At 70.4% G+C, this 22,926-nt stretch carries 22 protein-coding genes; 16 read left to right on the plus strand and 6 right to left on the minus strand.

Annotated elements, in window-relative coordinates; genetic code table 11:
• Positions 1-81 precede the first annotated feature (81 nt).
• The 5 genes from G6G98_RS13680 to G6G98_RS13700 all read left to right on the plus strand — a co-directional run bounded on the left by G6G98_RS13680 (position 82) and on the right by G6G98_RS13700 (position 6,467).
• Complete coding sequence (locus G6G98_RS13680; RefSeq protein ID WP_208321497.1) at positions 82-1,608, plus strand: DUF7059 domain-containing protein; 1,527 nt, start codon at positions 82-84, stop codon at positions 1,606-1,608.
• Positions 1,609-1,760: 152 nt separating this feature from the next.
• Positions 1,761-3,206 carry a S8 family peptidase gene (locus tag G6G98_RS13685; RefSeq protein ID WP_164233983.1) on the plus strand — a complete coding sequence of 482 codons (1,446 nt, stop codon included), beginning with the start codon at positions 1,761-1,763 and terminating at the stop codon, positions 3,204-3,206.
• 112 nt (positions 3,207-3,318) lie between these two features.
• Positions 3,319-4,377 (plus strand): LLM class flavin-dependent oxidoreductase, encoded by a 1,059-nt coding sequence (locus G6G98_RS13690; RefSeq protein WP_164233982.1) that lies wholly within the window; start codon positions 3,319-3,321, stop codon positions 4,375-4,377.
• A gap of 238 nt (positions 4,378-4,615) precedes the next feature.
• Positions 4,616-4,900 carry a hypothetical protein gene (locus tag G6G98_RS13695; RefSeq protein WP_067357088.1) on the plus strand — a complete coding sequence of 95 codons (285 nt, stop codon included), beginning with the start codon at positions 4,616-4,618 and terminating at the stop codon, positions 4,898-4,900.
• A gap of 139 nt (positions 4,901-5,039) precedes the next feature.
• Positions 5,040-6,467 (plus strand): CCA tRNA nucleotidyltransferase, encoded by a 1,428-nt coding sequence (locus G6G98_RS13700; protein ID WP_067357091.1) that lies wholly within the window; start codon positions 5,040-5,042, stop codon positions 6,465-6,467.
• Between the two features lie 237 nt (positions 6,468-6,704).
• Here the strand turns inward: G6G98_RS13700 and G6G98_RS13705 are convergent, their stop codons facing one another.
• Together G6G98_RS13705 and G6G98_RS13710 are read right to left on the minus strand one after the other, a co-directional pair.
• Positions 6,705-7,775, minus strand: a complete 1,071-nt coding sequence (locus tag G6G98_RS13705) for a hypothetical protein (RefSeq protein WP_164233981.1) — start codon at positions 7,773-7,775, stop codon at positions 6,705-6,707.
• Positions 7,775-8,125 carry a PadR family transcriptional regulator gene (locus G6G98_RS13710; RefSeq protein ID WP_067357097.1) on the minus strand — a complete coding sequence of 117 codons (351 nt, stop codon included), beginning with the start codon at positions 8,123-8,125 and terminating at the stop codon, positions 7,775-7,777. Before G6G98_RS13710 ends, G6G98_RS13705 begins: the two co-directional genes overlap by 1 nt.
• 181 nt (positions 8,126-8,306) lie before the next feature.
• Here G6G98_RS13710 and G6G98_RS13715 point away from each other — a divergent pair, with 181 nt between their 5' ends.
• From G6G98_RS13715 to G6G98_RS13725, 3 genes are all read left to right on the plus strand, one after another.
• The gene (locus G6G98_RS13715; RefSeq protein ID WP_164233980.1) at positions 8,307-9,632 is read left to right on the plus strand and encodes a GAF domain-containing protein; all 1,326 of its coding nucleotides are present in this window, start codon (positions 8,307-8,309) and stop codon (positions 9,630-9,632) included.
• Positions 9,633-9,945: 313 nt separating this feature from the next.
• Positions 9,946-11,496: an acetaldehyde dehydrogenase ExaC gene (gene exaC, locus G6G98_RS13720; protein WP_067357103.1), complete on the plus strand. Its 1,551-nt coding sequence runs from the start codon at positions 9,946-9,948 to the stop codon at positions 11,494-11,496.
• A gap of 64 nt (positions 11,497-11,560) precedes the next feature.
• Positions 11,561-11,950 carry a DUF779 domain-containing protein gene (locus G6G98_RS13725; protein ID WP_164233979.1) on the plus strand — a complete coding sequence of 130 codons (390 nt, stop codon included), beginning with the start codon at positions 11,561-11,563 and terminating at the stop codon, positions 11,948-11,950.
• A 220-nt stretch (positions 11,951-12,170) separates the two neighbouring features.
• Here G6G98_RS13725 and G6G98_RS13730 read toward each other — a convergent pair whose 3' ends face one another.
• Both G6G98_RS13730 and G6G98_RS13735 read right to left on the minus strand, forming a co-directional pair.
• A complete protein-coding gene (locus G6G98_RS13730) occupies positions 12,171-13,292 on the minus strand; it encodes a DUF898 domain-containing protein (protein ID WP_164233978.1) in 1,122 nt (373 codons plus the stop codon).
• The gene (locus tag G6G98_RS13735) at positions 13,289-14,257 is read right to left on the minus strand and encodes a hypothetical protein (RefSeq protein WP_067357112.1); all 969 of its coding nucleotides are present in this window, start codon (positions 14,255-14,257) and stop codon (positions 13,289-13,291) included. The genes G6G98_RS13730 and G6G98_RS13735 overlap by 4 nt, the downstream gene beginning before the upstream one ends.
• Before the next feature lie 70 nt (positions 14,258-14,327).
• Between G6G98_RS13735 and G6G98_RS13740 the strand changes: the two genes are divergently transcribed.
• Positions 14,328-14,897, plus strand: coding sequence for a GNAT family N-acetyltransferase (locus tag G6G98_RS13740; protein WP_164233977.1), 570 nt, complete (start codon positions 14,328-14,330; stop codon positions 14,895-14,897).
• A 7-nt stretch (positions 14,898-14,904) separates the two neighbouring features.
• Positions 14,905-15,264 carry a hypothetical protein gene (locus G6G98_RS13745; RefSeq protein WP_243842127.1) on the plus strand — a complete coding sequence of 120 codons (360 nt, stop codon included), beginning with the start codon at positions 14,905-14,907 and terminating at the stop codon, positions 15,262-15,264.
• A gap of 14 nt (positions 15,265-15,278) precedes the next feature.
• Here the strand turns inward: G6G98_RS13745 and G6G98_RS13750 are convergent, their stop codons facing one another.
• Positions 15,279-15,818 carry an Lrp/AsnC family transcriptional regulator gene (locus G6G98_RS13750; RefSeq protein ID WP_164233976.1) on the minus strand — a complete coding sequence of 180 codons (540 nt, stop codon included), beginning with the start codon at positions 15,816-15,818 and terminating at the stop codon, positions 15,279-15,281.
• 197 nt (positions 15,819-16,015) lie between these two features.
• On the opposite strand from G6G98_RS13750, the gene G6G98_RS13755 reads away from it, so the two are divergent.
• From G6G98_RS13755 to G6G98_RS13775, 5 genes are read left to right on the plus strand one after another with little or no spacing between them, the layout of a single operon-like run.
• Positions 16,016-17,602 carry an ABC transporter substrate-binding protein gene (locus G6G98_RS13755; RefSeq protein WP_164233975.1) on the plus strand — a complete coding sequence of 529 codons (1,587 nt, stop codon included), beginning with the start codon at positions 16,016-16,018 and terminating at the stop codon, positions 17,600-17,602.
• A 13-nt stretch (positions 17,603-17,615) separates the two neighbouring features.
• Positions 17,616-18,677: an ABC transporter permease gene (locus tag G6G98_RS13760; protein WP_164233974.1), complete on the plus strand. Its 1,062-nt coding sequence runs from the start codon at positions 17,616-17,618 to the stop codon at positions 18,675-18,677.
• Complete coding sequence (locus G6G98_RS13765; protein ID WP_164233973.1) at positions 18,674-19,585, plus strand: ABC transporter permease; 912 nt, start codon at positions 18,674-18,676, stop codon at positions 19,583-19,585. Before G6G98_RS13760 ends, G6G98_RS13765 begins: the two co-directional genes overlap by 4 nt.
• Positions 19,582-20,439, plus strand: a complete 858-nt coding sequence (locus tag G6G98_RS13770) for an ABC transporter ATP-binding protein (RefSeq protein ID WP_164233972.1) — start codon at positions 19,582-19,584, stop codon at positions 20,437-20,439. The genes G6G98_RS13765 and G6G98_RS13770 overlap by 4 nt, the downstream gene beginning before the upstream one ends.
• Positions 20,436-21,275, plus strand: coding sequence for an ABC transporter ATP-binding protein (locus G6G98_RS13775; RefSeq protein ID WP_067357134.1), 840 nt, complete (start codon positions 20,436-20,438; stop codon positions 21,273-21,275). The genes G6G98_RS13770 and G6G98_RS13775 overlap by 4 nt, the downstream gene beginning before the upstream one ends.
• Before the next feature lie 354 nt (positions 21,276-21,629).
• Here G6G98_RS13775 and G6G98_RS13780 read toward each other — a convergent pair whose 3' ends face one another.
• Complete coding sequence (locus tag G6G98_RS13780; RefSeq protein WP_164233971.1) at positions 21,630-22,331, minus strand: hypothetical protein; 702 nt, start codon at positions 22,329-22,331, stop codon at positions 21,630-21,632.
• A gap of 225 nt (positions 22,332-22,556) precedes the next feature.
• On the opposite strand from G6G98_RS13780, the gene rpsF reads away from it, so the two are divergent.
• Entirely contained in the window at positions 22,557-22,922 is a 366-nt protein-coding gene (gene rpsF / locus G6G98_RS13785) for a 30S ribosomal protein S6 (protein ID WP_067357141.1), read from the plus strand.
• Positions 22,923-22,926 lie beyond the last annotated feature (4 nt).

The raw sequence follows: 22,926 nt of genomic DNA on the forward strand, positions 1-22,926 counted from the left end.
CGCCCGGATGCCGGCTGCTCGTGAGTGTTGACCTTGTGATTCTAGGTGTCCGGGGAGAGGAGAACCCTGAAGACGCGTAGAGTGACGGCCGTGTCCGACGCCCCCGCCCCCGTGCCGGAGCCGCTGCTGTGCAGTGCGCTCGCCGCTGATCTCGACGCCGCCGACCTCCGATCGGAGCCGCTCCGGCGCCTCTGGGGAGAGGAGGCGGACGACGCTCTCGCCCGCGGCCTGCGGGAGCCGATCCTGCGAGCGGTCGCCGGCGACGACGGCGTCCTCGCCACCCTCGGACGTCTGCTCGTGCTCGGCATGCCGCAGCCGCGCGACGCCGTGGCCGCGGCGCTGCCGCGGCTCGGGGTCGACGGCCTGGTCGGACTCGGCCTCGCGGCCGCGGAAGGGGACGCCGTGGTGCCCCGCTCCCTGCTGCGGCCGCAGTCCTTCGTCGATGCGGAGGGCATCGGCGAATGGTGGATCGCCAGCGACCTCGACGAAGTCGCCCTCGACGGCCCCCTGCCTGCGGACCACGTCCTCGGCGTCGGCGGCGCCTCCCGCACGCTCGCCGAGATCGTCATGCCGATCGAGGTGGACCGTGCCCTCGATCTCGGCACCGGCTGCGGCATCCAGGCGCTGCTCGTCGCACGGCACGCCGGCAGCGTGATCGCGACGGACATCTCCGCGCGGGCCCTCGCCTACGCCGAGCTGAATGCCCGCGTCAACGGCGTCTCGAACATCGAGTTCCGCGAGGGCAGCATGTTCGAGCCGGTCGCGGGGGAGGCCTTCGATCTCATCGTCTCGAACCCGCCGTTCGTCATCACCCCGCGGGCCGAGGGCGTTCCCGAGTACGAGTACCGCGACGGCGGGCTCGTCGGCGACGCGCTCGTCGAGCAGTTCCTCCGCTCCGTGCCCGACTTCCTCACCGCGGGCGGCGCCGCTCAGCTGCTCGGCAACTGGGAGTCCCGCGCCGATGGCGCCCGCAGGGCGGGCCTGGACCGCGTCGCCTCCTGGGTTCCCGAGGATCTCGACCTGTGGGTGATCGAGAGGGAGCAGCTGTCCCCGCTCGCCTACGCCGAACTGTGGATCCGCGACGGCGGCACCACCCCGCGCGACGCCGCCTTCACCCCTCTTCTGTCCGCCTGGCTGGACGACTTCGCCGCCCGCGGGGTCACCGCGATCGGCTTCGGCTACGTGCTCGTCCGGCGAGGTGCCGGCGCGCCGCTGCGTCGTCTCGAGCGCCTGCCGCAGCCTGTGTCGAACGTGGGCGGGGCGCTGCGACACGGCCTCGCCGCGCACGACCTGCTCGCCGACGGCATGCCGGCGACCTTGGTCACGGCATCCGACGTCACCGAGGCGCGCCACCTGCTGCCGGGCAACGACGACCCCAACGTGATCGAGCTGCGGCAGGGCGGGGGCTTCGGTCGGACGATCTCCGTCGACACCGCGCTCGCCGCCTTCGTCGGGGCCTGCGACGGCGAGCTCACCGTGGTGCAGATCGCGTCCGCCCTCGCCGACATCTTCGAGGTGCCGCTCGCCGACCTGTGGGCCGACCTGGAGCCGCGCATCCGTCAGCTCGTGCTCGACGGGCTGCTGGTGCCGGCGGAGACTGCCGAGTAGCCCTGGTCGGGGGGTGCCCGGTCGCAATAGGATCGCGAACATCGGCCGGGCGGTGGCGACGATGCCATCCGCTGTCTCGTGAACAGCGAGTCGGCCGGTCCCGGTCGGCGACGTCGGCCGAGCATCCATACCCACTCGAACGGAGACAGGGAATGAATCGCAAGGTGATCGGGACGGCATGTGCCGCCGCCCTCGCCATCGGACTGCTGAGCGGGGCCGGCATCCCGGCCGCGGCGGCAGGTCCGGAGCACAGTTATCTCGTGGTCGGCCAGAACGGCGCCAGCACGGCGCGCGCGCAGGAGCGCGTCGCGGCGGCCGGTGGCACCGTGGTCGCCGCCTACGACCAGATCGGCGTCCTCGTCGTGAGATCCTCGGCCGCGGACTTCGCGTCGCGCGTCGGCGGCGGCCTGCAGGTCGCGTCGACCGAGGGCCTCGGCACGACGCTCATCGACGACGAGGCATCCGTCGCCGTCGAATCCGCCACCGTCGAGGCGAGCGGCGACCCGACGGGCGAGCCGCTGTGGGCCCAGCAGTGGGACATGGCCCAGATCGACGTGGCCGAGGCGCACGCGGTCACGACCGGCGATTCCTCGGTCGTCGTCGGAGTGCTCGACTCGGGCATCTCCTCGACCCACCCGGACCTCGCGTCTCAGATCGCCTTCGACCAGAGCGCCTCGTGCCTCGGCGGCGTCGTCGACACCAGCGAGGCGGCGTGGAACCCGACCACCTCCGACCACGGCACGCACGTCGCCGGCACCATCGCCGCGGCCATCAACGGCGTCGGCATCGCGGGTGTCGCGCCCGGGGTGAAGGTCGCCTCGGTGAAGGTCGTGAACGACGACGGCTTCATCTATCCGGAGGCCGCCGTCTGCGGGTTCCTCTGGGCGGCCGACCACGGGATGCCGGTGACGAACAACAGCTACTTCATCGACCCGTGGGAGTTCAACTGCGTGAACGACCCGCGCCAGCGGCCCGTGTGGGAGGCCGTGCAGCGCGCGATCCGCTACTCGGCGGAGAAGGGCACTCTGAACGTCGCCTCGGCGGGCAACAGCAACGTCGACCTGCAGCACAAGTTCGTGGACTCCGGAAGCCCGAACGACGGCAGCTACCCCGTCGAGGACCGCACCATCACGGGCGCCTGCCGCGATCTGCCCGCTGAGGCGCCCGGGGTCGTGACGGTCTCGGCCGTCGGCCCGACCGAGCAGAAGAGCTACTACTCCTCCTACGGCCAGGGCGTCGTCGACGTGACGGCACCCGGTGGCGACACCCGCTTCCGCACCGGCGGCGCCTCGTCGACGATCACCGACGCGGTGCTCTCGACGACCTGGAGCCCGACGACGGGCGACGGCTGGGGCTACAAGCAGGGCACCTCGATGGCGGGGCCGCATGCGGCCGGCGTCGCGGCACTCGCCCTGTCGGCGCACCCCGGCATGAAGCCCGGTGAGCTCGCCTCGTTCCTCGAGCGCACCGCGACCGCTCTGACGTGCCCCGACGGCGTCTACGAGCCCCGTCCCGGCTGGCCGGCGACCTGCACGGGGGGCGCGCGCAACGGGTTCTACGGCGCGGGCAACGTCAACGCGTTCAACGTCGTGAAATGAGGCGATGACGCATCCGACCGTGGGGCCGGGTCCTGTACCCGGCCTCACGGTCGGTCCCGGCGCCGCGTCACACCGCGGAATAGCGCCCGGCATCCATGCGTTCGAATAGATCATGAAGGCTTTCGGATTCCTCTCGTTCGGGCACTACGGCGACGTGCCCGGTTCGGCGACCCGCACCGCGGGGGACATGCTGAACCAGACCATCGCCATCGCCGAGGGCGCCGACGAGATCGGGGTCAACGGCGCGTACGTGCGCGTGCACCACTGGGCGCGCCAGGCGGCCTCGCCGATGCCGCTGCTGTCGGCGATGGCGGCGAGGACGACCCGGATCGAGGTCGGCACCGGCGTGATCGACATGCGGTACGAGAACCCGCTGCAGTTCGCCGAGGAGGCCGCGGCGCTCGACCTCATCGCGGGCGGGCGCATCGCGCTCGGCGTGAGCCGCGGGTCACCCGAGACGGCGCTGCGCGGCTACGAGACGTTCGGGTACGTCGACCAGGAGGATCCGGAGCGCGGCAGCGTGCTCGCCAGGGAGAAGTTCGACATCTTCCTCGCTGCCATCGAGGGCGAGCGCATCGCCCCCGGCGACCCCCGCATGGTCGGTGCGGGCCGCTACCTCGCGATCGAGCCGCAGTCGCCGACGCTGCGCGACCACATCTGGTGGGGCGCCGGCTCCCGTGCGACCGCCGAGGAGACCGGCCGCAAGGGGCTCAACATGATGAGCTCCACGCTGCTCACCGAGGCCACCGGCCAGCCGTTCCACGAGCTGCAGCGCGAGCAGATCGACCTGTTCCGCGCCGCCTACAAGGAGGCCGGCCACACCGGCAGCCCCCGCGTCTCGGTCAGCCGCAGCGTCTTCCCGCTGGTGTCCGACATGGACCGCGCGTACTTCGGCCTGCGCAGCGAGGAGAGCGCCGATCAGATCGGCGTCATCGACGGGTTCCGCTCCACCTTCGGCAAGACCTACGCCGCCGAGCCCGACGTGCTCATCGAGCAGCTGCGCGCCGACGAGGCGGTCATGGCCGCGGACACCCTCATGCTCACCATCCCCAATCAGCTCGGCCCGGACTACAACCTGCACGTCCTCGAGTCGTTCGCGAAGCACGTCGCCCCGGCGCTCGGCTGGAAGCCGAACACCGAGGGGCCGGTGCGGGGCGAGCCCGTCGCCTGACGCGGGCGGTGGGGCGCCGTCGGCCGGGCCGGCGGCCGCATCCGCCCCTTGGTCCGCGCCCTCGTCCGCACCTGGCGTGCGAAAGGTCGGAGTTCCGGCGCGCGACGCCGGTGACGGATGCCGCCGCGCGGCGTGTCGCGCATCCGCTCCGACTTTTCGCACGTGCGGCGCAAGCGCGAGACCCCCGACCGAGGCGGCGGACGACAGGACACGGACACGCCCCCGGTACCGTGGAGACATGAGCTACCCCGGCGAGTCCACGGTCGATGCCCGCGTCCGCGCTGTCGAGCAGGAGTATGCCGCCCGTCAGGCGAGGCTGTTCCTGCGGTTCGCGCTGATCGAGGCCCCGCTGCTGGCGGCCGGGATCGCCGTCTACGCCTTCGTGGACGCCGACCTCGGACGGGCCGTCCTGGCCGGCATCGCCGTGCTCGGCGGAGTCATCCTTGTGCTTCTCCTCAGAAAGCACACGAAGGACCGCGCGGCCGCCGTCGCGCAGGCGCGCGGCGAGAACCCGCTCTTCTGACCTCCCGCCCCCGGGAGCACAGCTTCGGAGATGGCGGCCGGCACGCCGGCGGCAAGGGGGGATGCCGCGGCGTGTCGCCGTCGTCATCCGCAGCCGTGCACGCGGAAGCCCCCGGTCCCCGGCCGGTACGCTGGAACCCATGCTCAACATGGCTGACGGCCTCGCCCGTCTCGGCGCGCTCGCCGAGAATCCGGTCGTCCGCACCCTCGCCGAGGCGTTCGCGGCCGCCGGCTTCGACCTGGCCGTCGTGGGAGGACCGGTGCGCGACGCGCTGCTCGGCCGCACGACCCACGACCTCGATTTCACGACGAACGCGCAGCCCGACGACATCCTGGCGGTCGTCAAGCCGATCTCGACCGCGCACTGGGACATCGGGCGCGCGTTCGGCACGATCGGCGCGCGCGTGCAGGGCGAGCAGGTCGAGATCACCACGTATCGCGCCGACAGCTACGACGGCGTGACCCGCAAGCCCACCGTGGAGTTCGGCGACACGATCGACGGCGACCTGCTGCGCCGCGACTTCACCGTCAACGCCATGGCCCTTCAGGTGCCGGCCGTGAAACTGATCGACCCCACCGGCGGCGTCGAGGACCTCGTCGCCGGCATCCTGCGCACGCCCACCGACCCGCATGTGTCCTTCGGCGACGACCCGCTCCGGATGCTCCGCGCCGCCCGCTTCAGCGCCCAGCTCGGCTTCGCCATCGACGACGCGACAGCCGGCGCGATCGCCGAGCTGCGGGAGACGCTGAAGATCGTCAGCCCCGAGCGCATCCAGTCCGAGCTCGTGCGCCTCATGCAGACGGACGACCCTGTGCGCGGCATCCGCGCCCTCGTCGACACCGGCCTCATCGAGGAGTTCCTCCCCGAGGTCAGCGCCCTGCGCCTCGAGGTCGACGAGCACCACCACCACAAGGACGTCTACGAGCACTCGCTCACCGTGCTCAGTCAGGCCATCGAGCTCGAGCAGGCGCGGCATCCCGGTGCCGAGCCCGACGTCGCGCTGCGCATCGCCGCATTGCTGCACGACATCGGCAAACCCCGCACCCGCAAGCTCGAGGCCGGGGGAGCGGTCACCTTCCACCACCACGACGTGGTCGGCTCGCGCATGGCCCGCAAGCGGATGCAGGCGCTGCGGTTCGACACGGCCACCACCGACTCCGTAGCGATGCTCATCGAGCTGCACCTGCGCTTCTTCGGCTACGCGGAGGGCGCCTGGACCGACTCCGCGGTGCGCCGCTACGTGCGCGACGCGGGGGAGGAGCTGGAGCGGCTGCACATCCTCACCCGCGCCGATGTCACCACCCGCAACAAGCGCAAGGCGGCCCGTCTCGCCGGAGCCTACGACGACATCGAGTCGCGCATCTCGGCGCTCCGCGAGCAGGAGGAGCTCGACAGCATCCGTCCCGAGCTCGACGGCAACCAGATCCAGCAGATCCTCGGCATCACGCCCGGCCGCGAGGTCGGAGAGGCCTACCGGTTCCTGCTCGACCTGCGCCTCGACGAGGGCGTCATCGGACCGGATGCCGCCGAGCAGCGGCTCCGCGACTGGTGGGCCGCCCGCGGCTGAGCCGGCCGGCGACCTGCGCCCGCGGCATCCGTCCGTTCCCACGTTCCGTTGCAGGATCGATTCACGGATGCAGGTCGAAGAAGCGCTTTCTGGACCTGCATCTGTGGATTCCGCCTGCGATCCGCACCCGGAAGGTCACTCCTCCGGGTCGTCGGGTTCAGGGTGCTGCTGTGCCAGCGCGGCTGTGACGAGGTGAGTGATGTCGATCGAGATGATCCTGTCGGCCATGTTCGCCCCTCACGGCGCCGGGGTCTCAGTGGGCTGCGGCTCGGTGACGCCGGGAGTGGGCGTGGGACTCGGTGCAGTCGAAAGGATGCTCGGGGCCTTCTGGAAGGGAGGCTCGGGTTGCCGCTTCGTCGACATCTTCGGAAGACCGCGGGTGTTGTCCATCTGTGCTTCGTCGAGCGGGTAGACGTTCCAGATGGCCTGACCGCGGTAGTCCTCCAGCGGGATCGTGGCGAGTTCCCCGTTGTCCTGGGTGCCGAACTCCGACATGGTGCCGTCACCGAAGATCGTGTTGGTTCCATCGGCACCGTATAGGTTGAGCGGCGTTCCCTTGCCCGTGAACAGCTGGACCTGGTCTATGGGATTCCCGTCGGCGTCGTAGGCGAAGATGTTGTTGACCTGGACGCCGTCGAGAAGCAGGCCTTGCGGCATGTATCCGCCGTCGTCGACGTACTCGACCCGCGGACTGAAAGCTGCGACGAGGGCGAAGGGAAGAACCAGGACAGCGACGACGCTCGTGACCGTGCGGACGTGTCGGAGCCACATGCCGGGGAGCCAGTTCCCGCGACCCCACTGGACGCTGGTGATCACCAGAGCGAGCAGCGGAAGCCAGCCGAGAGGCGAGGATGGCAGGACTCCGTACTGATCGCTGCCGAACGGGTACCCGAATGGACTGATGCGCAGGAGACCGCCGAGCGCTGCGAACATGCCGAACCCACGCAGCACCCACCACACCGGCCGCAGCGACACGAGCAGGTCGAGCAGCCAGGCGCCGAACGGATTGCGCCGGATGCCGTCGGCGATCCCGCGCCGCCACGCCGTGAACCGCTCGCCGAACGGGGGACGCTTCACGGCCTCGCCGCGCGGCGGGAACCCGGCCGCGCTGCGCAGCTCCTCCGCGTAGTCCGCCGGATCGCCCAGCTCGAGGACACCGCCGTTGTCGGCGGCCTGCTCGGCGAGGTCGGCGGTGAGACCGCCGAGGATCTCGTCGAGCTCGTCCTCGGGAAGGTCGTCGAGGTGCCGCCGGACGGAGGCGGCGAACGAGCGGATGCGCTCGTCGATGGAGACGTCGGTGTCGTTCATCAGTTCTCTCCGTTCACGGATGCGCCGGCGCGGTTCTCATCGAGGAGGGCGGACATCGCGCCGGCGAAGTCCAACCAGGTGACGGTCTGGGATTCCAGGGCGCTGCGGCCCTGAGCGTTGATCGCGTAGTACTTGCGGTGCGGTCCGCCGTCGGACGGGACGACGTAGCTGGAGAGGCTGCCCGCCGCGTACAGGCGGCGGAGCGTGCCGTACACGGATGCGTCGCCGACGTCGCCGAGTCCGGCATCCCTGAGCCTGCGGACGATGTCGTAGCCGTAGCCGTCCTCGGTGCGGAGCACGGCGAGCACGGCCACATCGAGCACGCCCTTGAGCAACTGCGTGGTGTCCATCGGACCTCCTTCGATGCAGTGCACACTACCACGCAGTGCACAGTAGTGCGCGAAGTGTGGATCCGGCGCGCCGCGGCATCCGCTCCGAACCACGCGCACCCGAGCGCAGGCAGGCGCGGTTCCGCCCGCATCCCCCTGCTCGTACACTGGGAACGCTCCCCCGCCGACGATCGGAGACGCTGTGGCCGCGCCGTGGCATGCCTCGGGTGACGCCGATCCGAAGGCGTCCCGGCTCCTCATCGAGCGCGCCCACGAGGAGCTCATCGCCGGCAACCTCGACGACAAGAGGCTGCAGCAGGTGCGTCCGCTGATCCGGGAGTCCTGGGAGCGATCGTGGCGTGGCCGCGTCGGCCCGGAGGGCGCGCCCCCGCTCGAACTCGTCACCGAGGAGCTGGAGGCGTACCGGCTGTCGCACCCGCTCGCCTCCGTCATGGACATGATCCGCGCCCTGCTCCTCCCCGGCTCCGGGGAGGACTCCGGCGTCGTCATCGCCGTCGGCGATCAGGCCGGACGGCTGCTGTGGGTGGAGGGCGACCGGCAGCTGCGCTCGCTCACCGGCGACATGGGCTTCGTCGCGGGCGCGAACTGGGCCGAGGACGCCGTCGGCACGGCCGCACCCGGAACCGCTCTGGCCCTCGGCCAGTCGGTGCAGATCCGCGGGGCCGAGCACTACAACCGGCTCGTGCATCCGTGGTCGTGCACGGCGGCTCCGGTGAGGGACCCGGAGACGCAGCGCGTGCTCGGCGTGATCGACATCACCGGCGGTGAGGAGGTGGTCTCGCACCAGGCGCGGCTCCTCGTCGATGCCACCGCGCGTGCCGTCGAGTCGGAGCTGCTCGTCGCCCGGCTCCGGGAGCGCAGCGAATCGCATCGCACCTCCGCGCCGGCGCCGCGCGCGAAGCCGACGGCACGCGCCACCCTTCACGTGCTCGGCCGCGACCGTGCCCGACTGGAGACCGAGACGGCCCTCGAGGAGTCGGTCATCGAGCTCAGCGCCCGGCATGCCGCCATCCTGCTCATGCTCGCGGTGCACCGGCAGGGCCTGTCGGCCGAGCGTCTCGCGGAGCTCGTCTACGGACCGGATGCCTCGCCCGACACGCTCCGTCCCGAGATGGTGCGGCTGCGCAAGGTGCTCGAGCGTCATGCCCCAGGGCTCGTGCCCGAGTCTCGCCCGTACCGGCTGCCGGTGCCGCTCGACACCGATGCGCACGACGTGCTGTCGCTGCTCGACCGGGGTGCGCATCGGGTCGCGCTGACCTCCTACCGCGGACCGGTGCTTCCCGAGTCGACTGCGCCCGGGGTCGAGGACTTCCGTGACACGGTGCGGGCCGCCCTCCGGGAGGCGATGCTGTCGGAGGCGAGCATCGACGTGCTGCTCGCCTACGCGGAGATCCCCGAGGGACAGGCGGATGCTCAGGTGCTGCGCCTCGCCCTCGAGATGCTCCCCGCCCGCTCGCCGAAGCGCGCCGGACTGGTCGCCCGGATCTCCCGCCTCGAAGAGGACTGAGCACCCGCCCGCTCCGGGCCCTCGGCGTGCACTCGCGATTCCGACCGGAGCGAGGCGCGGGTGATCAGGTTCGGCTTCCGGTCGCAGTTGAGCACAGTGTCGGCGTTCCGGACTGTGCCGAGCTGCGACCGGAGCGAGGCGCGGGTGATCAGGTGCGACCGGAACGGGCGCGGGTCGGATGCGCAGGCCGGCGGCGACTCCCGAGACCCCGCAACTTCTCGCAACGTTGCGCATCGGGACGCAACCTCGCGCGGCCTACCGTCGGGAGCACAGCCGCAGAGCACCGACGCCGCGGCCCGTCGAAGGAGTCACGATGACCATCGTCGAAGAAGACGTGTCCACCGCCTATGCCGCTCCCGGACAGCCCGGAGCCCTCGCCAGCTACCGCCCCCGCTATGGCCACTACATCGGCGGCGAGTTCGTCGAACCCGTGAAGGGCCAGTACTTCGAGAACGTCAGCCCCGTCAACGGCAAGCCGTTCACCGAGGTCGGGCGCGGCACCGCCGAGGACGTCGACCGCGCGGTCGACGTCGCCTGGAAGGCGTTCGCGAGCTGGGGCAAGACCAGCCCCGCCGAGCGGGCTGTCATCCTCAACCGGATCGCCGACCGCATGGAGCAGCACCTCGAGGAGATCGCGATCGCGGAGACCTGGGAGAACGGCAAGCCGGTGCGCGAGACGCTCGCCGCCGACATCCCGCTCGCGATCGACCACTTCCGCTACTTCGCCGGCGTGCTCCGCGCCCAGGAGGGCGGCATCAGCCAGCTCGACGACAACACCGTCGCCTATCACTTCCACGAGCCGCTCGGCGTGGTCGGGCAGATCATCCCGTGGAACTTCCCGATCCTCATGGCGGTCTGGAAGCTCGCGCCCGCGCTCGCCGCAGGCAACTGCATCGTCATCAAGCCGGCCGAGCAGACGCCGGCATCCATCCTGTTCCTGTTCGAGATCATCGGCGACCTGCTGCCTGCCGGCGTCGTGAACATCGTGAACGGATTCGGCATCGAGGCGGGCGCTCCGCTCGCGCAGCACAAGCGCATCCGCAAGGTGGCGTTCACCGGCGAGACCACGACCGGCCGGCTGATCATGCAGTACGCCTCGCAGAACCTGATCCCGGTCACGCTGGAGCTCGGAGGCAAGAGCCCCAACGTCTTCTTCGAGGACGTCGCCCGCTCCACCTCCGACCCGTACTACGACAAGGCGCTCGAGGGCTTCACGATGTTCGCGCTGAACCAGGGCGAGGTGTGCACGTGCCCGTCGCGGGCCCTGATTGCCCGGTCGATCTACGACGGATTCCTCGCAGACGGCCTGGAACGGGTCAAGAAGGTCGTTCAGGGCAATCCGCTCGACCCCGCCACGATGATCGGCGCCCAGGCGTCGAACGACCAGCTGGAGAAGATCCTCAGCTACATCGACATCGGGAAGCAGGGCGGCGCGAGGCTGCTCACGGGCGGTGAGCGCGTCGACCTCGGCGGCGATCTCAGCGACGGCTACTACGTCGCGCCGACCGTGTTCGAGGGCACCAACGACATGCGGATCTTCCAGGAGGAGATCTTCGGGCCGGTGCTCTCGGTCACGAGCTTCGACGACTTCGACGACGCGATCTCGATCGCGAACGACACCCTCTACGGCCTCGGCGCCGGCGTCTGGAGCCGCGACGGCGACACCGCCTATCGCGCCGGCCGGGCCATCGAGGCCGGTCGCGTCTGGACGAACACCTACCACCAGTACCCGGCGCACGCCGCGTTCGGCGGGTACAAGCAGTCGGGCGTGGGCCGCGAGAACCACAAGATGATGCTCGATCACTACCAGCAGACGAAGAACCTCCTGGTCTCCTACGCCGAGGGGCCGATGGGCTTCTTCTGATCCGCCACCGGGCGGGCGCGCACTCGGGACGCGCCCGCCCGGCACCATGCAGGAAGGCAGAGACATGGTCAGCATCGGCACCTACCAGCGGGTCGACGTGACGGATGCCGCGGCATCTCTCGTCCGCGAGCTCACCGCACAGCACGGACCGCTCATGTTCCACCAGTCCGGCGGATGCTGTGACGGCTCGTCACCCATGTGCTACCCGGTCGGGATGTTCCTCACCGGACCGGGGGACGTGCTGCTCGGCCGCCTCGACGTCGGGCTCGCGGAGCCGGTCGAGGTCTACATGTCGGCGTCGCAGTTCGAGTACTGGAAGTTCACGCACGTGACGATCGACGTGGTGCCGGGGAGGGGAGCCGGGTTCAGCGTCGAGGGTCCGACCGGCATGCGATTCCTCATCCGCTCACGGATGCTCAACGACGCCGAACTGGACTGGTTCGGCCTGCGCTGAGCGTGGTGGCAACCGGGCCGCAACCGGTTGCAACGTGCCTCGGTATACCCTTTCCGCATACGCGTGCACGATGTCAGTCCCCAGCTGATCGCACGCGCGGGCGGCCGCGCCGCCATGCGGAGGGAGAGCGTTCTTCTTCTGTTCCCGAGGGGGGAACGGGGTGGGTGACTGGTCCCAATCGGCACCCACCCCCAAATATCCGCCGTCGGCCCAGAGCCGTTCAGAGCATCCTGCTCCACAGCCAGAACGCGGCGATGAGGATCACGAACACGATCGGCAGCCACTGCACGCGACGCTTGAGGCGACGGCCCTCGTGCGCGACACCAGGCGGAGGGGTGAGCAGGCCGGCAGGGGGAGCGAACGGGAGCCGCTCGTTCGCGGATGCCGCGTCCACGGGTGCCGGAGCGGAGAGCCCAGGGTTCTCGGCGAGCAGCCGCTCGTCGCGCCAGCGCGCCCACTGGTCGAACTTCGCGATCAGCGCGCCGACGGTGCCGAACAGCCATGCCCAGGTGGCGGGGTCCAGCGTCGACACCTTCCGGCGCGTGTAGAGGAACAGCCAGTCGTCGACGATCTCCACGTCGAGCTCGGCCGCGTTGTCGATGAACCGCGCCATGATGTCGGGCGTGAACAGGTAGAGCGCATCGCGCTCGTAGCCGGCGGGGCAGTAGAGGGTGAAGTGCTGGTCGAAGTCGCCCTCGAGCGACAGCCGCTGCTCCTTGTCGAAGGCGGCCGGGAGGTTGGAGCCGAAGCCGTTGTTGCCCGTCGCATCGAGGACGATGTTCGGCAGCGGCACGTCGAGCTTCACGGCGACGTACCCCCAGCGGTAGGTGGTGGAGTTCTTCCCCGACTTCACCGTGTACTGGTAGTTCCCGAACTCGACGAAGCGCGGCTGCGTGCCGCGCAGGAGGTCGGTGGAGAGCCGCCCCGAGCCCAGGCTGAAGATCATCCCGGGCAGGGGAGGGTCGGCGATGCGCTCCTCGTAGGACATGCCGTTCGCCTGCGCGAACCGGTTCAGGCGATAGCGGGTGACGCGGGCGGAGCGCCACCCCGCCCAGGCGATCCCGCCGCCGACGAGGATCACGAACAGGATGAACAGCATCGGCAGCGCGGCGACCACGGGTGCGTGGCCGGACTGCCCGATGCCGATCAGGAGGGAGAACACGGTCGGCACGATCACCATGCCGGCGACGATGACGAACGCGAGGATGATGATCGCGGCCACCGAGATGCCCGACCTGCGCCGCGCGCGGAGTTCGGCGGCGAAGGCGCTCACAGCCCGCGGGTCGACCGGCTCGGTGAGCGCGGAGGCGTCGAAGGAGAGCTGAGGTGCGGGCGTGGTCATCGGTTCGCCTCGTCGGAGTCCCAGGTCAGTGCGGCGCCCTCGGAGATCGGCAGCGCCTCCAGGCACGGGTCCGCGCACAGCGCGGCGATGAGCTCCGGGGAGCCCGCGACGATCGTGGAGTCGAAGTCGATCTCACTGACCATGACCCACGCGCGGTCGGCGGGCCAGAGGATGCTGGGGCTGTGGGCGCTCGGCGGGAAGCCGTGCTCCTCGGCAGGACGGTCGCGCCAGGGCGCGCGCAGAACCCAGCCGGGGTCTGCGAAGTCCGTCGCGGATGCGGAGAACAGCACGTACCCTCGGCCGGGGAGCTCCAGGCGGGGCGCCTCGGAGATCTCCCGCGACAGGATGCCCTCCTGCCAGGTGGGCTTGCGGAAGACGTTGTTGAAGGAGTCTCGGAAGCTGCGCCCGAGGACCCTTTCGTGCGCCGGTTCGTCGGAGAACGTGAGGAACGCACGCGACGGCTCGTGGCCGAGATGCCCCAGCAGGTCGCCCCAGCCCTCCCACAGCGCGGCGGCGCCCGCATCCGGCGTGGTGGTGTGCGCCGCCAGGTGGCCGGCGACGACGGCGAGGGCTTCGGGGGCGAGCCGCCCCTCCTCCGGCGCCGTGAACTCGCGTCCGTCCGGCGAGACTCGCTGATGCCAGTCGGATCCCTCCGGCGTGCGCACGATCCGCTGCCACTGGGCGAGCGGATGCCGCACGCTCCCGAACGCGGCCGCCGCCTCCGCCCAGGTCGCCGGCTCGTCGCGTAGGAGCCCGAACAGGCGCTCGCGCTCGCCGTCCGGCATCCGCTCCCACTCCTCGCCCGTCGGCACCGGGCGATCGGGCAGCGAGCGGACCGCCGCCGGATGCAGGACCCGCGCGTAGGCGGCGTAGCCGCGTGGAACCACGACGTGCATCGAGTCCCATTCGTCATCGAGCCGCTCTCGCAACCATGCCCCCGCCGAGGGATCGGCAATCCACTCCATGCGACCCACGGTACCCCGCGTTACGGTGGGAGCCGCGTCGGCAGCGCGCCGCCGCGGAAACGGAGAGCCGATGTTCGAGCCCGCGTACCCGCTCCGCACCGAGAGACTGCTGCTGCGTCCGCTCACGCGCGAGGACGCCGTGCCGATGCTCGGGTACAAGTCGGATGCCGAGTCGGTGCGGTACGTGCCCTACGGGCCGCTCACCCTGGCCGAGATCGAGGAGCGGATCGCGACCCGCTGGGCGGGCACCCGCTTCGAGAAGGAGGGAGACGGCATCTGCCTCGGCATCGAGGAGCGGGAGACGGGCCGCCTGGTCGGCGACGTCGTGCTGATGTGGCGCAGCGAGAACGACCGCGAGGGCGAGGTCGGCTACATCCTCGATCCGGCCTTCTCCGGCCGCGGCTACGCCACGGAGGCGGTCGCCGCGCTCCTGGACCTCGGCTTCGACGGATGGGGCCTGCACCGGATCATCGCCCGCGTCGACGAGCGGAACACGGCATCGGCCGGAGTGGTCGAGCGGCTGGGCTTCCGCCGGGAGGCGCGCCTCGTGGAGAGCTCCTGGTTCAAGGGCGAGTGGACGACGCTGCTGATCTTCGCCCAGCTCGAGGGCGAGCGGCGGCGGCTGCGGGATCGTCCATAATCGAGGGGTGAGCGCCACAGCAACCATCCCCTCCCTCGACGGCCGCCGGTTCCGGATGGTGTCGTCGACGACCTCGGCGGTCGATCCCGAGGCGCCGAGCGAGTTCACGTACTGGGAGCGCGACGGCGCGATCTGGGGCGACTACCACGGCGACACCGTCACGTTCGGGCGCTTCGTCGGCACGCGCACGGGCGACTCCATCTGGGTGTCCTTCGTGCACGTCCTCGTCGCCGACGGCACGGTCGTGATCGGCGAGGGCGAGAGCGAGCTGGAGCTCACCGACGACGGGCTCATCCGCCTCGTCGAGCACTACGAGATGCACGGGGCCCCGCAGCTCAGCGTGTGCGAGGAGATCCCCGCGCGCTGAGTCCGCAGCGGAGCTCAGCGCGGAGGCAGGGCGTCCCGGCCGGGCGACGCCGGGGTCCATCGCGTCATGCCGAGGGGGATCTCGACCTCGCGTTCCGGCAGGTCCGACGGCAGCAGGTACGGCCGGCGGACCACCTCGTCGAGCACGACGACGCTGACCACGGTGCGGACCTCCGGGAGCTGGGCGATCACGCCGGTGGAGAACTCGTGCACACCGCTGACGTCGACGGCGCGGATGAGGAGCATGGCGTCGTGCTCGCCGGTGGTGATCGCGCACCACTCGACGTCCGGCATCTCGACGATCCGCTCCCGGAACGAGGCCCAGGCCTGCGGGAACACCGTGACGAACACGAGGGCGCCGATGGACAGCCCTGCCTTGGCCGGATCCACCCGCGCGCTGAACCCCGCGATGACGCCGTCGTGCACGAGCGACTCCACCCGCGTGTAGGCGTTCGCGCGCGAGATGCCCACTCTGTGGGCGAGGGCCGCGATCGACACGCGGCCGTTGTCGCGCAGCACGTCGAGGATTCTGTACGACACATCGTCGAGCGGCATGGCACTTCGTCCAGATTGCTTCGGGACTTCGGTGTCTCTGCTGGACATATTGCTCCTGAACTCGGGGGCTGACATCAGATCCTGTCAGCGTTACGCATTCTTGATAGACGGATCGTCGCATAACGTGGGAATCTGATCCCGGTCGTCCACAACGGTGTCGACCTACCCGAATGTACTCCTCGCCCTTGGAGGTCACCATGGTGTCGCCCCGCAGCACATCGTTCATCGCCCTGGGAGCGGTCGCGCTCCTGGCTCTCGCCGGATGCTCCGGAGGCAACTCCGCGAACGACGGCGGCGGCTCGAACGGCGGCGACTCGCTCGTCATCGACACGGCCTTCTCCATCGAGACCGGCGACCCGGGCCACACCTACGACCCGACCGGCAACATGATCGCGAAGGCCCTCTACGAGACCCTCGTCGACTTCGAGGGCTCCGACGTCTCCACCCCGGTGCCCGGCCTCGCCTCCTGGGAGCAGAACGACGCCGCCACCGAGTTCACCTTCACGCTCGAGGGCGACCGCGTCTTCTCCGACGGCTCGCCGATCGAGGCCAAGGACGTCGTCTTCACCCTGCAGCGCATCCAGGGCATGACCGACGCCAAGCCGAACTTCCTCCTCGGCGGCCTGACGGTCAGCGAGGTCGACGAGAAGACGATCTCGATCACCTCCGAGACCCCGCTGCTCCAGCTCCCGGCGATCCTCGCCAACCCCGCGCTCGGCATCGTGAACTCCGATGTGGTCATCGAGAACGGCGGCACCGTCGACGGCGCGGACAGCGCGCAGAAGTACCTCGACGGGGCGTCGGCGGGCTCCGGGCCCTACGTGCTCGACAGCCTCGACCTCACCTCGCAGGTCGTGCTGACCAAGAACGAGGAGTACAACGGCGATGAGGAGGCCGGCTACGACCGCGTGGTCGTGCGCAACGTCTCCGAGAGCGCCACGCAGCTCGCGAACCTCAAGGGCGGCGACTCGATGGTCGCGATGGACCTCAACGGCGACCAGGTCGCCGGCCTCGGCGACGGCCTCCAGGTGGAGTCGGTCCCGTCCGGGCAGACCATCTTCCTGCTGCTGAACCAGTCCGAGGCGGTCGCGGGCGAGCTCGCGAACGTGAAGATCGCCGAGGCGATCCGCTACGCGCTCGACTACGACGCTCTGCTCGAGCTGGCCGGCGCCGGCGCGGTGCAGGCCACCGGCGTCATCCCGCCCGGATTCGAGGGCGCGCTGGAGGGCGGCGTCGAGCAGGACCTCGACAAGGCCGAGGCCGCGCTCGCCGAGGCGGGCTACGCGGGTCAGACCCTGACGCTGCAGTTCCCGAACGACTACCCGGTCGGCGGCGTCGAGTTCACCCCGCTCGCCGAGCGCATCCAGGCGCAGCTGGCGGATGCCGGCATCACGGTCGAGCTCGCACCGCAGCCGTTCGCCACGGAGCTGGACGCCTACGTCAACGGCACCGAGGGCTTCGGCCTCTGGTTCTGGGGCCCCGACTACGCCGACTCGGCGAACTTCCTGCCCTTCGGCCCCGGCCTGAAGGTCGGCCTGCGCGCCGGCTGGACCGCCGAGGCGAACCCGGAGATCGCGGGCATCGCGGCCGGCGCCGCCAGCGCTTCGGATGCCGGCACCCGCAGCGAGGCGTTCACCGCCTTCGCGGAGGCCATGCAGGAAGAGGGCCCGTTCGTGCCGCTGATCGTCCCCGGACGCAACATCGCCACGGCGGATGCCGTCACCGGCGCCGTGTACAACTCGGTGTGGGAGATGGACATCGCCGAGATCAACCCCGCCGGCTGAGAGGCGCGGTCTCATGACGACAGTGGCCGTGCAGCGGCAGGCGCAACGGCGCCGGTCGCCGCTGGTCGGGTACCTGCTGCGCCGGATCGGCACCTCGCTGCTCCTGCTCGTGGGCGTCACGATCGTGACGTTCGCCCTCACCAACCTGGTGCCGGGAGACCCGGTCTCCGCGGCACTGGGGGAGGGGGCGTCGCAGAACCCGGCGACGCGGGAGGCCTTCATCAAGGCGCACGGACTCGACCAGCCGCTCGTCGTGCAGTACTTCATCTACATGGGGAACCTGCTCCGCGGGGACCTCGGCACGTCGCTGGTGACCGGTCGTCCGGTCACCAGCGACCTCGCCACCGCGGTGCCGGCGACGATCGAGATCGCGATCGGCGCCATCATCGTCAGCCTCGCGGTGAGCACCGTGCTCGGCACCCTCGCTGCGTACCGCCGCGGGCTCGTGACCGACCAGGTGATCCGCGTGGTCACCCTGGTCGGGCTCAGCGTGCCGACGTTCTGGCTCGCGCTGGTCAGCTTCTACGTCTTCTTCCTGCAGCTGCACATCGCCCCCGGCTCCGGACGGATCTCCCCGTCGATCACGCCGCCGCCGCGCGTGACCGGCATGTACACGATCGACTACCTCCTGAACGGAGACGGCGTCGGCTACTTCGACGCCCTCGCGCATCTCGCCCTGCCGATCCTGGTGCTGTCGCTCGTGACGATCGGCCTGCTCACCCGCTTCATCCGCACCTCGGTGCTCGAGGTCCTCGGCAGCGACTACGTACGGGCCGCGCGGGCGAAGGGCCTCCCGGCGATGCGCGTGATCCTCGACTACGTGCTCCGCGGCGCCTCCCTCCCGATCCTCACCGTCGTCGGCGTCGCCTTCGGATCGCTGCTCTCCGGAACGGTGCTCGTCGAGTCCGTGTTCGCCTGGCCGGGCCTGGGCACCTACGCCTACAACTCCGCGGCGAACCTCGACCTCACCGGAATCATGGGCGTCGGCCTCGTGGTCGGACTCATCTACCTCCTCATCAACTTCGTCGTCGATCTGCTCTACGGCGTCCTGGACCCGAGAGTGAGGATCGCATGAGCCGCATCGACTCGGCATCCGGGCCCTGGCGGTTCCGCTTCCGCTGGCCGCGCGCCTGGCGCACGCCGCTCGGCGTGATCGGCACCCTGATCGCCGCCGCCTGGATCATCGTCGCCTTCACCGCGCAGTGGTGGGTGCCGTTCGAGCCGAACGCGCAGGTCCTGCCGCGGCTGCAGCCGCCGGGGGTGGACACGCTGCTCGGCACCGACGGCAACGGCCGCGACATCTTCTCCCGGCTGATGACCGGCGCGACCGTGAGCCTGCCGCTGGCGCTCATGCTCGTGATCGCCGCGATGGTCATCGGCACCGTGATCGGCGCCGTCGCCGGCTACTTCGGCGGCTGGGTCGACGAGACCCTGATGCGCATCACCGACCTGTTCATGGCCTTCCCCACGGTCATCCTCGCCATGGTGGTCACGGCGTCGCTCGGCCCCTCGCTGTTCAACGCGGTGATCGCGGCGATCGTGGTGTCCTGGCCGCAGTACTCCCGCGTCACCAGGAGCATCGTGCTGGGCCTGCGCGGACAGAACTACGTGATCGCCGGTCGCCTGCTCGGGCACTCGCCGCTGCGCACCCTGTTCGTCGACATCCTGCCGAACATCGCCGGTCCGGTGCTGGTGCTCGCGACGCTCGACATCGGCGCCGCGATCCTCCTGCTCTCCGGCCTCTCCTTCCTCGGTCTCGGCGCGCAGCCCCCGACGGCGGAGTGGGGCTCGATGATCTCCGCCGCGATCCAGAACTTCGACGCCTGGTGGCTCGGCGTCTTCCCCGGACTCGCGATCCTCACCGTGGTGCTCGCCTTCAACTTCCTCGGCGACGCGATGCGCGACGTGCTCGACCCGACGGCCGAGATGGCGCACGAGAAGCAGGCGGAGCATGCCGCCGACGCGAAGGTCGTGACCGCATGAGCGCCGTGCCGAGCCCCCGCAAGACGCTGAGCATCCGCGATCTCACGATCGACATCGGGCGCCCGCTGGTGCGGGGCATCTCCCTCGACCTCGAGGCCGGTCGCATCCACGGCCTCGCCGGCGAGTCCGGATCGGGCAAGACGCTCACCTCCCTGGCCGTGCTCGGCCTGCTCCCTCGACAGGCCCGCACCGGCGGATCGATCACGCTCGCGGGGGAGGAGCTCCTCGGCCTGCGCCGGCGCGCGCTCAACCGCGTCCGCGGGAAGCGCATCGCCATGGTGTTCCAGGATCCGTCCTCGTCGCTGCATCCGCAGCTGCCCGTGGGGCGCCAGCTCACCGACCACATGCGCGTGCACCTGGGCCTCCGCGGCGAGGCCGCGAAGGCCCGTGCGATCGACCTGCTGCAGACGGTGCAGGTGCCGAACCCGGCCGAGGCGCTGAAGCGCTACCCGCACCAGTTCTCCGGAGGCCAGCGCCAGCGCATCGCGATCGCGTGCGCGCTGGCGTGCGACCCTGAGGTGCTGCTCGCTGACGAGCCGACCACCGCCCTCGACGTGACCGTGCAGGCCGGCATCCTGCGCCTGCTCCGCGACCTCGCCACCGAGCGGAGCCTCGCGGTGCTGCTGGTCACGCACGACCTCGGGGTGATGAGCGCGATCGCCGACGAGGTGGCCGTGATGAAGAACGGGGAGATCGTCGAGCGGGCCGACCGCCGGACGCTCTTCCTCTCCCCGCAGCACGAGTACACCCGCACGCTGCTCGCCGCCCTGCCCGGCTCGCGGATCGAGGAGCCGCCGGCGGCGTCCGGAGCGGACGCCGACGCGGATGCCGTCGCCGAGGAGGACGCCGAATGAGTGAGACCGCCGTCCTCGACGCGCAGGACGTCGTCGTGCGCTACCCGGGCAACCCGCCGGTCGTCGCCGTGAACGGCGTCTCCCTGACGGTGGCGCCGGGGGAGACCGTCGCGCTGGTGGGGGAGTCGGGCAGCGGCAAATCCAGCCTCGCCAGGGCCGTCGTCGGCATCGAGAAGGTCGCCGCGGGCAGCGTCCGCTTCCGCGACGCGCCCGTCACGCCGCTCGGCATCCGCCGCCGCGCCGTCGCGCTCACCGGCATCCAGATGGTGTTCCAGGATCCTTCCACATCGCTGAACCCCCGTCGCCGCGTGGGCGACCAGATCGCCGACGGCATCGCCACCGCCCGTGCCCGCGGTGCCGAGGGATCGCGCGTGGAGGAGTGGCTGCACCGCGTCGGCCTGCCGGCGACAGTCGCCACGAGGTTCCCGCACCAGTTCTCGGGCGGGCAGAAGCAGCGCATCGCGATCGCCCGCGCGCTCGCCGCGCGCCCGTCGCTGCTGGTCGCCGACGAGCCGATCTCGGCCCTGGACGCCTCGACGCAGACCAGCGTCGCCGCGCTCATGCGCGATCTCGTCGCCGAGTCCGGCGCGGGGATGCTCTTCATCTCGCACGACCTCGCCGTCGTCCGCCGCATCGCCGACCGCACCTTCGTGATGTACTCCGGCCGGGTGCTGGAGGCGGGGGCGACCGAGCGCGTGTGGTCGGCGCCGCAGCATCCGTACACCCAGGCCCTGCTCGCGGCGATCCCCGAGCCCGACGGCGCCGGCCGGATCCCGGTCGCGCCGACGACGGAGGAGCGGATCCTCTGGTCGGAGATCCCGCCCGTCGTCGACTGAGCCGATGCGAGAAGACCCCCTGCAGCGTTGCTGCAGGGGGTCTTCGTGTGCCGGTGGGCGAGCTCAGCCGCCGATGCCGCCGAGCAGGCCGAGGATCGTCTGGAGGAGCGAGGTGATGAGGCCGAGGACAGCGTCCATTTTTCATTCCTTCTTTCTGAGAGCTGGGAATGCTCTCGTGGGGACCGCGCCCAGGTGAGCGCACCTCTTACTCTGGGCACCGGTATATCGGAATACAAGTCTTAATCTTCGGGATCCCGCTCGCTATAGTTCGCGCCGCGCCGGCGCCCGGATGCACGGGCGCCGGATGCACGAAGGGCCGGAGCATCCGCCCCGGCCCTCCGCGTCGGCTCCCGATCAGAGCGGGGCCACGATCTCCTGCGGGACGTCCCACTCGGTGACCTCCATGACGGTCTCGACCGTCATGCCGTTCGCCTGCGTGGTGCTCGTCGAGGCGAGCGGCACGTAGTCGGCGGTGAGCTCGTACACGACGTCGACGGAGATGCCCTGCACCTCGACGACGCCGCTGACGAGGAACACCTCCTGGCCGAGGCGCGAACCCGTGCCGGTCACCGTGAACTCGCCGGCCAGGGACTGCATGACCGTCGTCGGGTCGGTCTGCGCGACCGCCGCGGCACCCATGCTGAGACCGGCGACGACCGGGTCGCTCGAGTTCGGGTCCGCCACCTGCCAGTCGCCCACCGGCGACTTCACCCACAACTGGTCGCCGATGACCACCAGCGACCCGGCGACGGAGGTCGACTCGATCGCGTCCTCCGACGGGTTGTAGCGAGCAGTCGACTCGATCCCCATCACCGTGGTCTTCGCCGCGTAGCCGGCGGTCTCCGCGAGCACATCGGCGACGCATCCGCCGAGCGCGGCGCCGTCGACGGCGGCACCCTCGCTGAGCGCGGGGCAGTCGGACGACGTGGTGGTCTCCTCCTGCGAGGCGGTGGTCGGCTTCTCATCGGCCGGCTTCTCGGATGCTCCGGCAGAGCATCCGGCGAGCAGGACGGAAGCGGCGAGAACGACGCCGACTCCCCACTTGTTGACGCGCATGGCGTTCCCCCTTCGGTCGTGCGCCCGGTGGCTGTCACCGGGCACCACACCAGCATGTCAACCTCCAGGGCAGGGCCCGGGAGGCGGCTCGGAGGTTTCTCCGCTAGACTGTGGAGGTTGTCTGCCTTCCGGCGTCCATCGGATGCTCGGGCGGATGACGTGCTACACACCCTCCTGCTTCCGGGAAAGTCCCGGGAGCCGTTCTAGTCCGAAGGAGGTGGGTAAGTGACGCACCAGTACGAACTCATGGTCATTCTGACCCCCGAGATCGATGAGCGCACGGTCGCCCCCACGCTCGACAAGTTCCTGAAGGTCATCACCAACGATGGTGGCTCGATCGACAAGGTCGACATCTGGGGCAAGCGCCGTCTCGCTTACGAGATCCAGAAGAAGAACGAGGGCATCTACGCCGTCGTCAACTTCACCGCTACCAGCGAGGCCACGCAGGAGCTCGACCGTCAGCTCAAGCTGAACGAGTCGATCATGCGCACCAAGGTGCTGCGTGCCGAGGAAGCGATCGCCCAGGTCGCCGCCGAGGCCAAGCGCGCCGAGGAGAAGGCAGCTCGCAAGCCCAAGGCTGCGAAGGCGTAAGTCT

The organism is Microbacterium hydrocarbonoxydans (assembly GCF_011752045.1).
In the GTDB taxonomy this organism is placed as follows: Bacteria; Actinomycetota; Actinomycetes; order Actinomycetales; family Microbacteriaceae; genus Microbacterium.

What these genes read in the sequence shown, in the direction of transcription:
- G6G98_RS13685 (WP_164233983.1), top strand. Translation starts at nt 1,761, where the DNA reads ATGAATCGCAAGGTGATCGGGACGGCATGTGCCGCCGCCCTCGCCATC.
- G6G98_RS13690 (WP_164233982.1), top strand. Translation starts at nt 3,319, where the DNA reads ATGAAGGCTTTCGGATTCCTCTCGTTCGGGCACTACGGCGACGTGCCC.
- G6G98_RS13695 (WP_067357088.1), top strand. Translation starts at nt 4,616, where the DNA reads ATGAGCTACCCCGGCGAGTCCACGGTCGATGCCCGCGTCCGCGCTGTC.
- G6G98_RS13700 (WP_067357091.1), top strand. Translation starts at nt 5,040, where the DNA reads ATGCTCAACATGGCTGACGGCCTCGCCCGTCTCGGCGCGCTCGCCGAG.
- G6G98_RS13705 (WP_164233981.1), bottom strand. Translation starts at nt 7,775, where the DNA reads ATGAACGACACCGACGTCTCCATCGACGAGCGCATCCGCTCGTTCGCC.
- G6G98_RS13710 (WP_067357097.1), bottom strand. Translation starts at nt 8,125, where the DNA reads ATGGACACCACGCAGTTGCTCAAGGGCGTGCTCGATGTGGCCGTGCTC.
- exaC (WP_067357103.1), top strand. Translation starts at nt 9,946, where the DNA reads ATGACCATCGTCGAAGAAGACGTGTCCACCGCCTATGCCGCTCCCGGA.
- G6G98_RS13725 (WP_164233979.1), top strand. Translation starts at nt 11,561, where the DNA reads ATGGTCAGCATCGGCACCTACCAGCGGGTCGACGTGACGGATGCCGCG.
- G6G98_RS13730 (WP_164233978.1), bottom strand. Translation starts at nt 13,292, where the DNA reads ATGACCACGCCCGCACCTCAGCTCTCCTTCGACGCCTCCGCGCTCACC.
- G6G98_RS13735 (WP_067357112.1), bottom strand. Translation starts at nt 14,257, where the DNA reads ATGGAGTGGATTGCCGATCCCTCGGCGGGGGCATGGTTGCGAGAGCGG.
- G6G98_RS13740 (WP_164233977.1), top strand. Translation starts at nt 14,328, where the DNA reads ATGTTCGAGCCCGCGTACCCGCTCCGCACCGAGAGACTGCTGCTGCGT.
- G6G98_RS13750 (WP_164233976.1), bottom strand. Translation starts at nt 15,818, where the DNA reads ATGCCGCTCGACGATGTGTCGTACAGAATCCTCGACGTGCTGCGCGAC.
- G6G98_RS13755 (WP_164233975.1), top strand. Translation starts at nt 16,016, where the DNA reads ATGGTGTCGCCCCGCAGCACATCGTTCATCGCCCTGGGAGCGGTCGCG.
- G6G98_RS13760 (WP_164233974.1), top strand. Translation starts at nt 17,616, where the DNA reads ATGACGACAGTGGCCGTGCAGCGGCAGGCGCAACGGCGCCGGTCGCCG.
- G6G98_RS13765 (WP_164233973.1), top strand. Translation starts at nt 18,674, where the DNA reads ATGAGCCGCATCGACTCGGCATCCGGGCCCTGGCGGTTCCGCTTCCGC.
- G6G98_RS13770 (WP_164233972.1), top strand. Translation starts at nt 19,582, where the DNA reads ATGAGCGCCGTGCCGAGCCCCCGCAAGACGCTGAGCATCCGCGATCTC.
- G6G98_RS13775 (WP_067357134.1), top strand. Translation starts at nt 20,436, where the DNA reads ATGAGTGAGACCGCCGTCCTCGACGCGCAGGACGTCGTCGTGCGCTAC.
- G6G98_RS13780 (WP_164233971.1), bottom strand. Translation starts at nt 22,331, where the DNA reads ATGCGCGTCAACAAGTGGGGAGTCGGCGTCGTTCTCGCCGCTTCCGTC.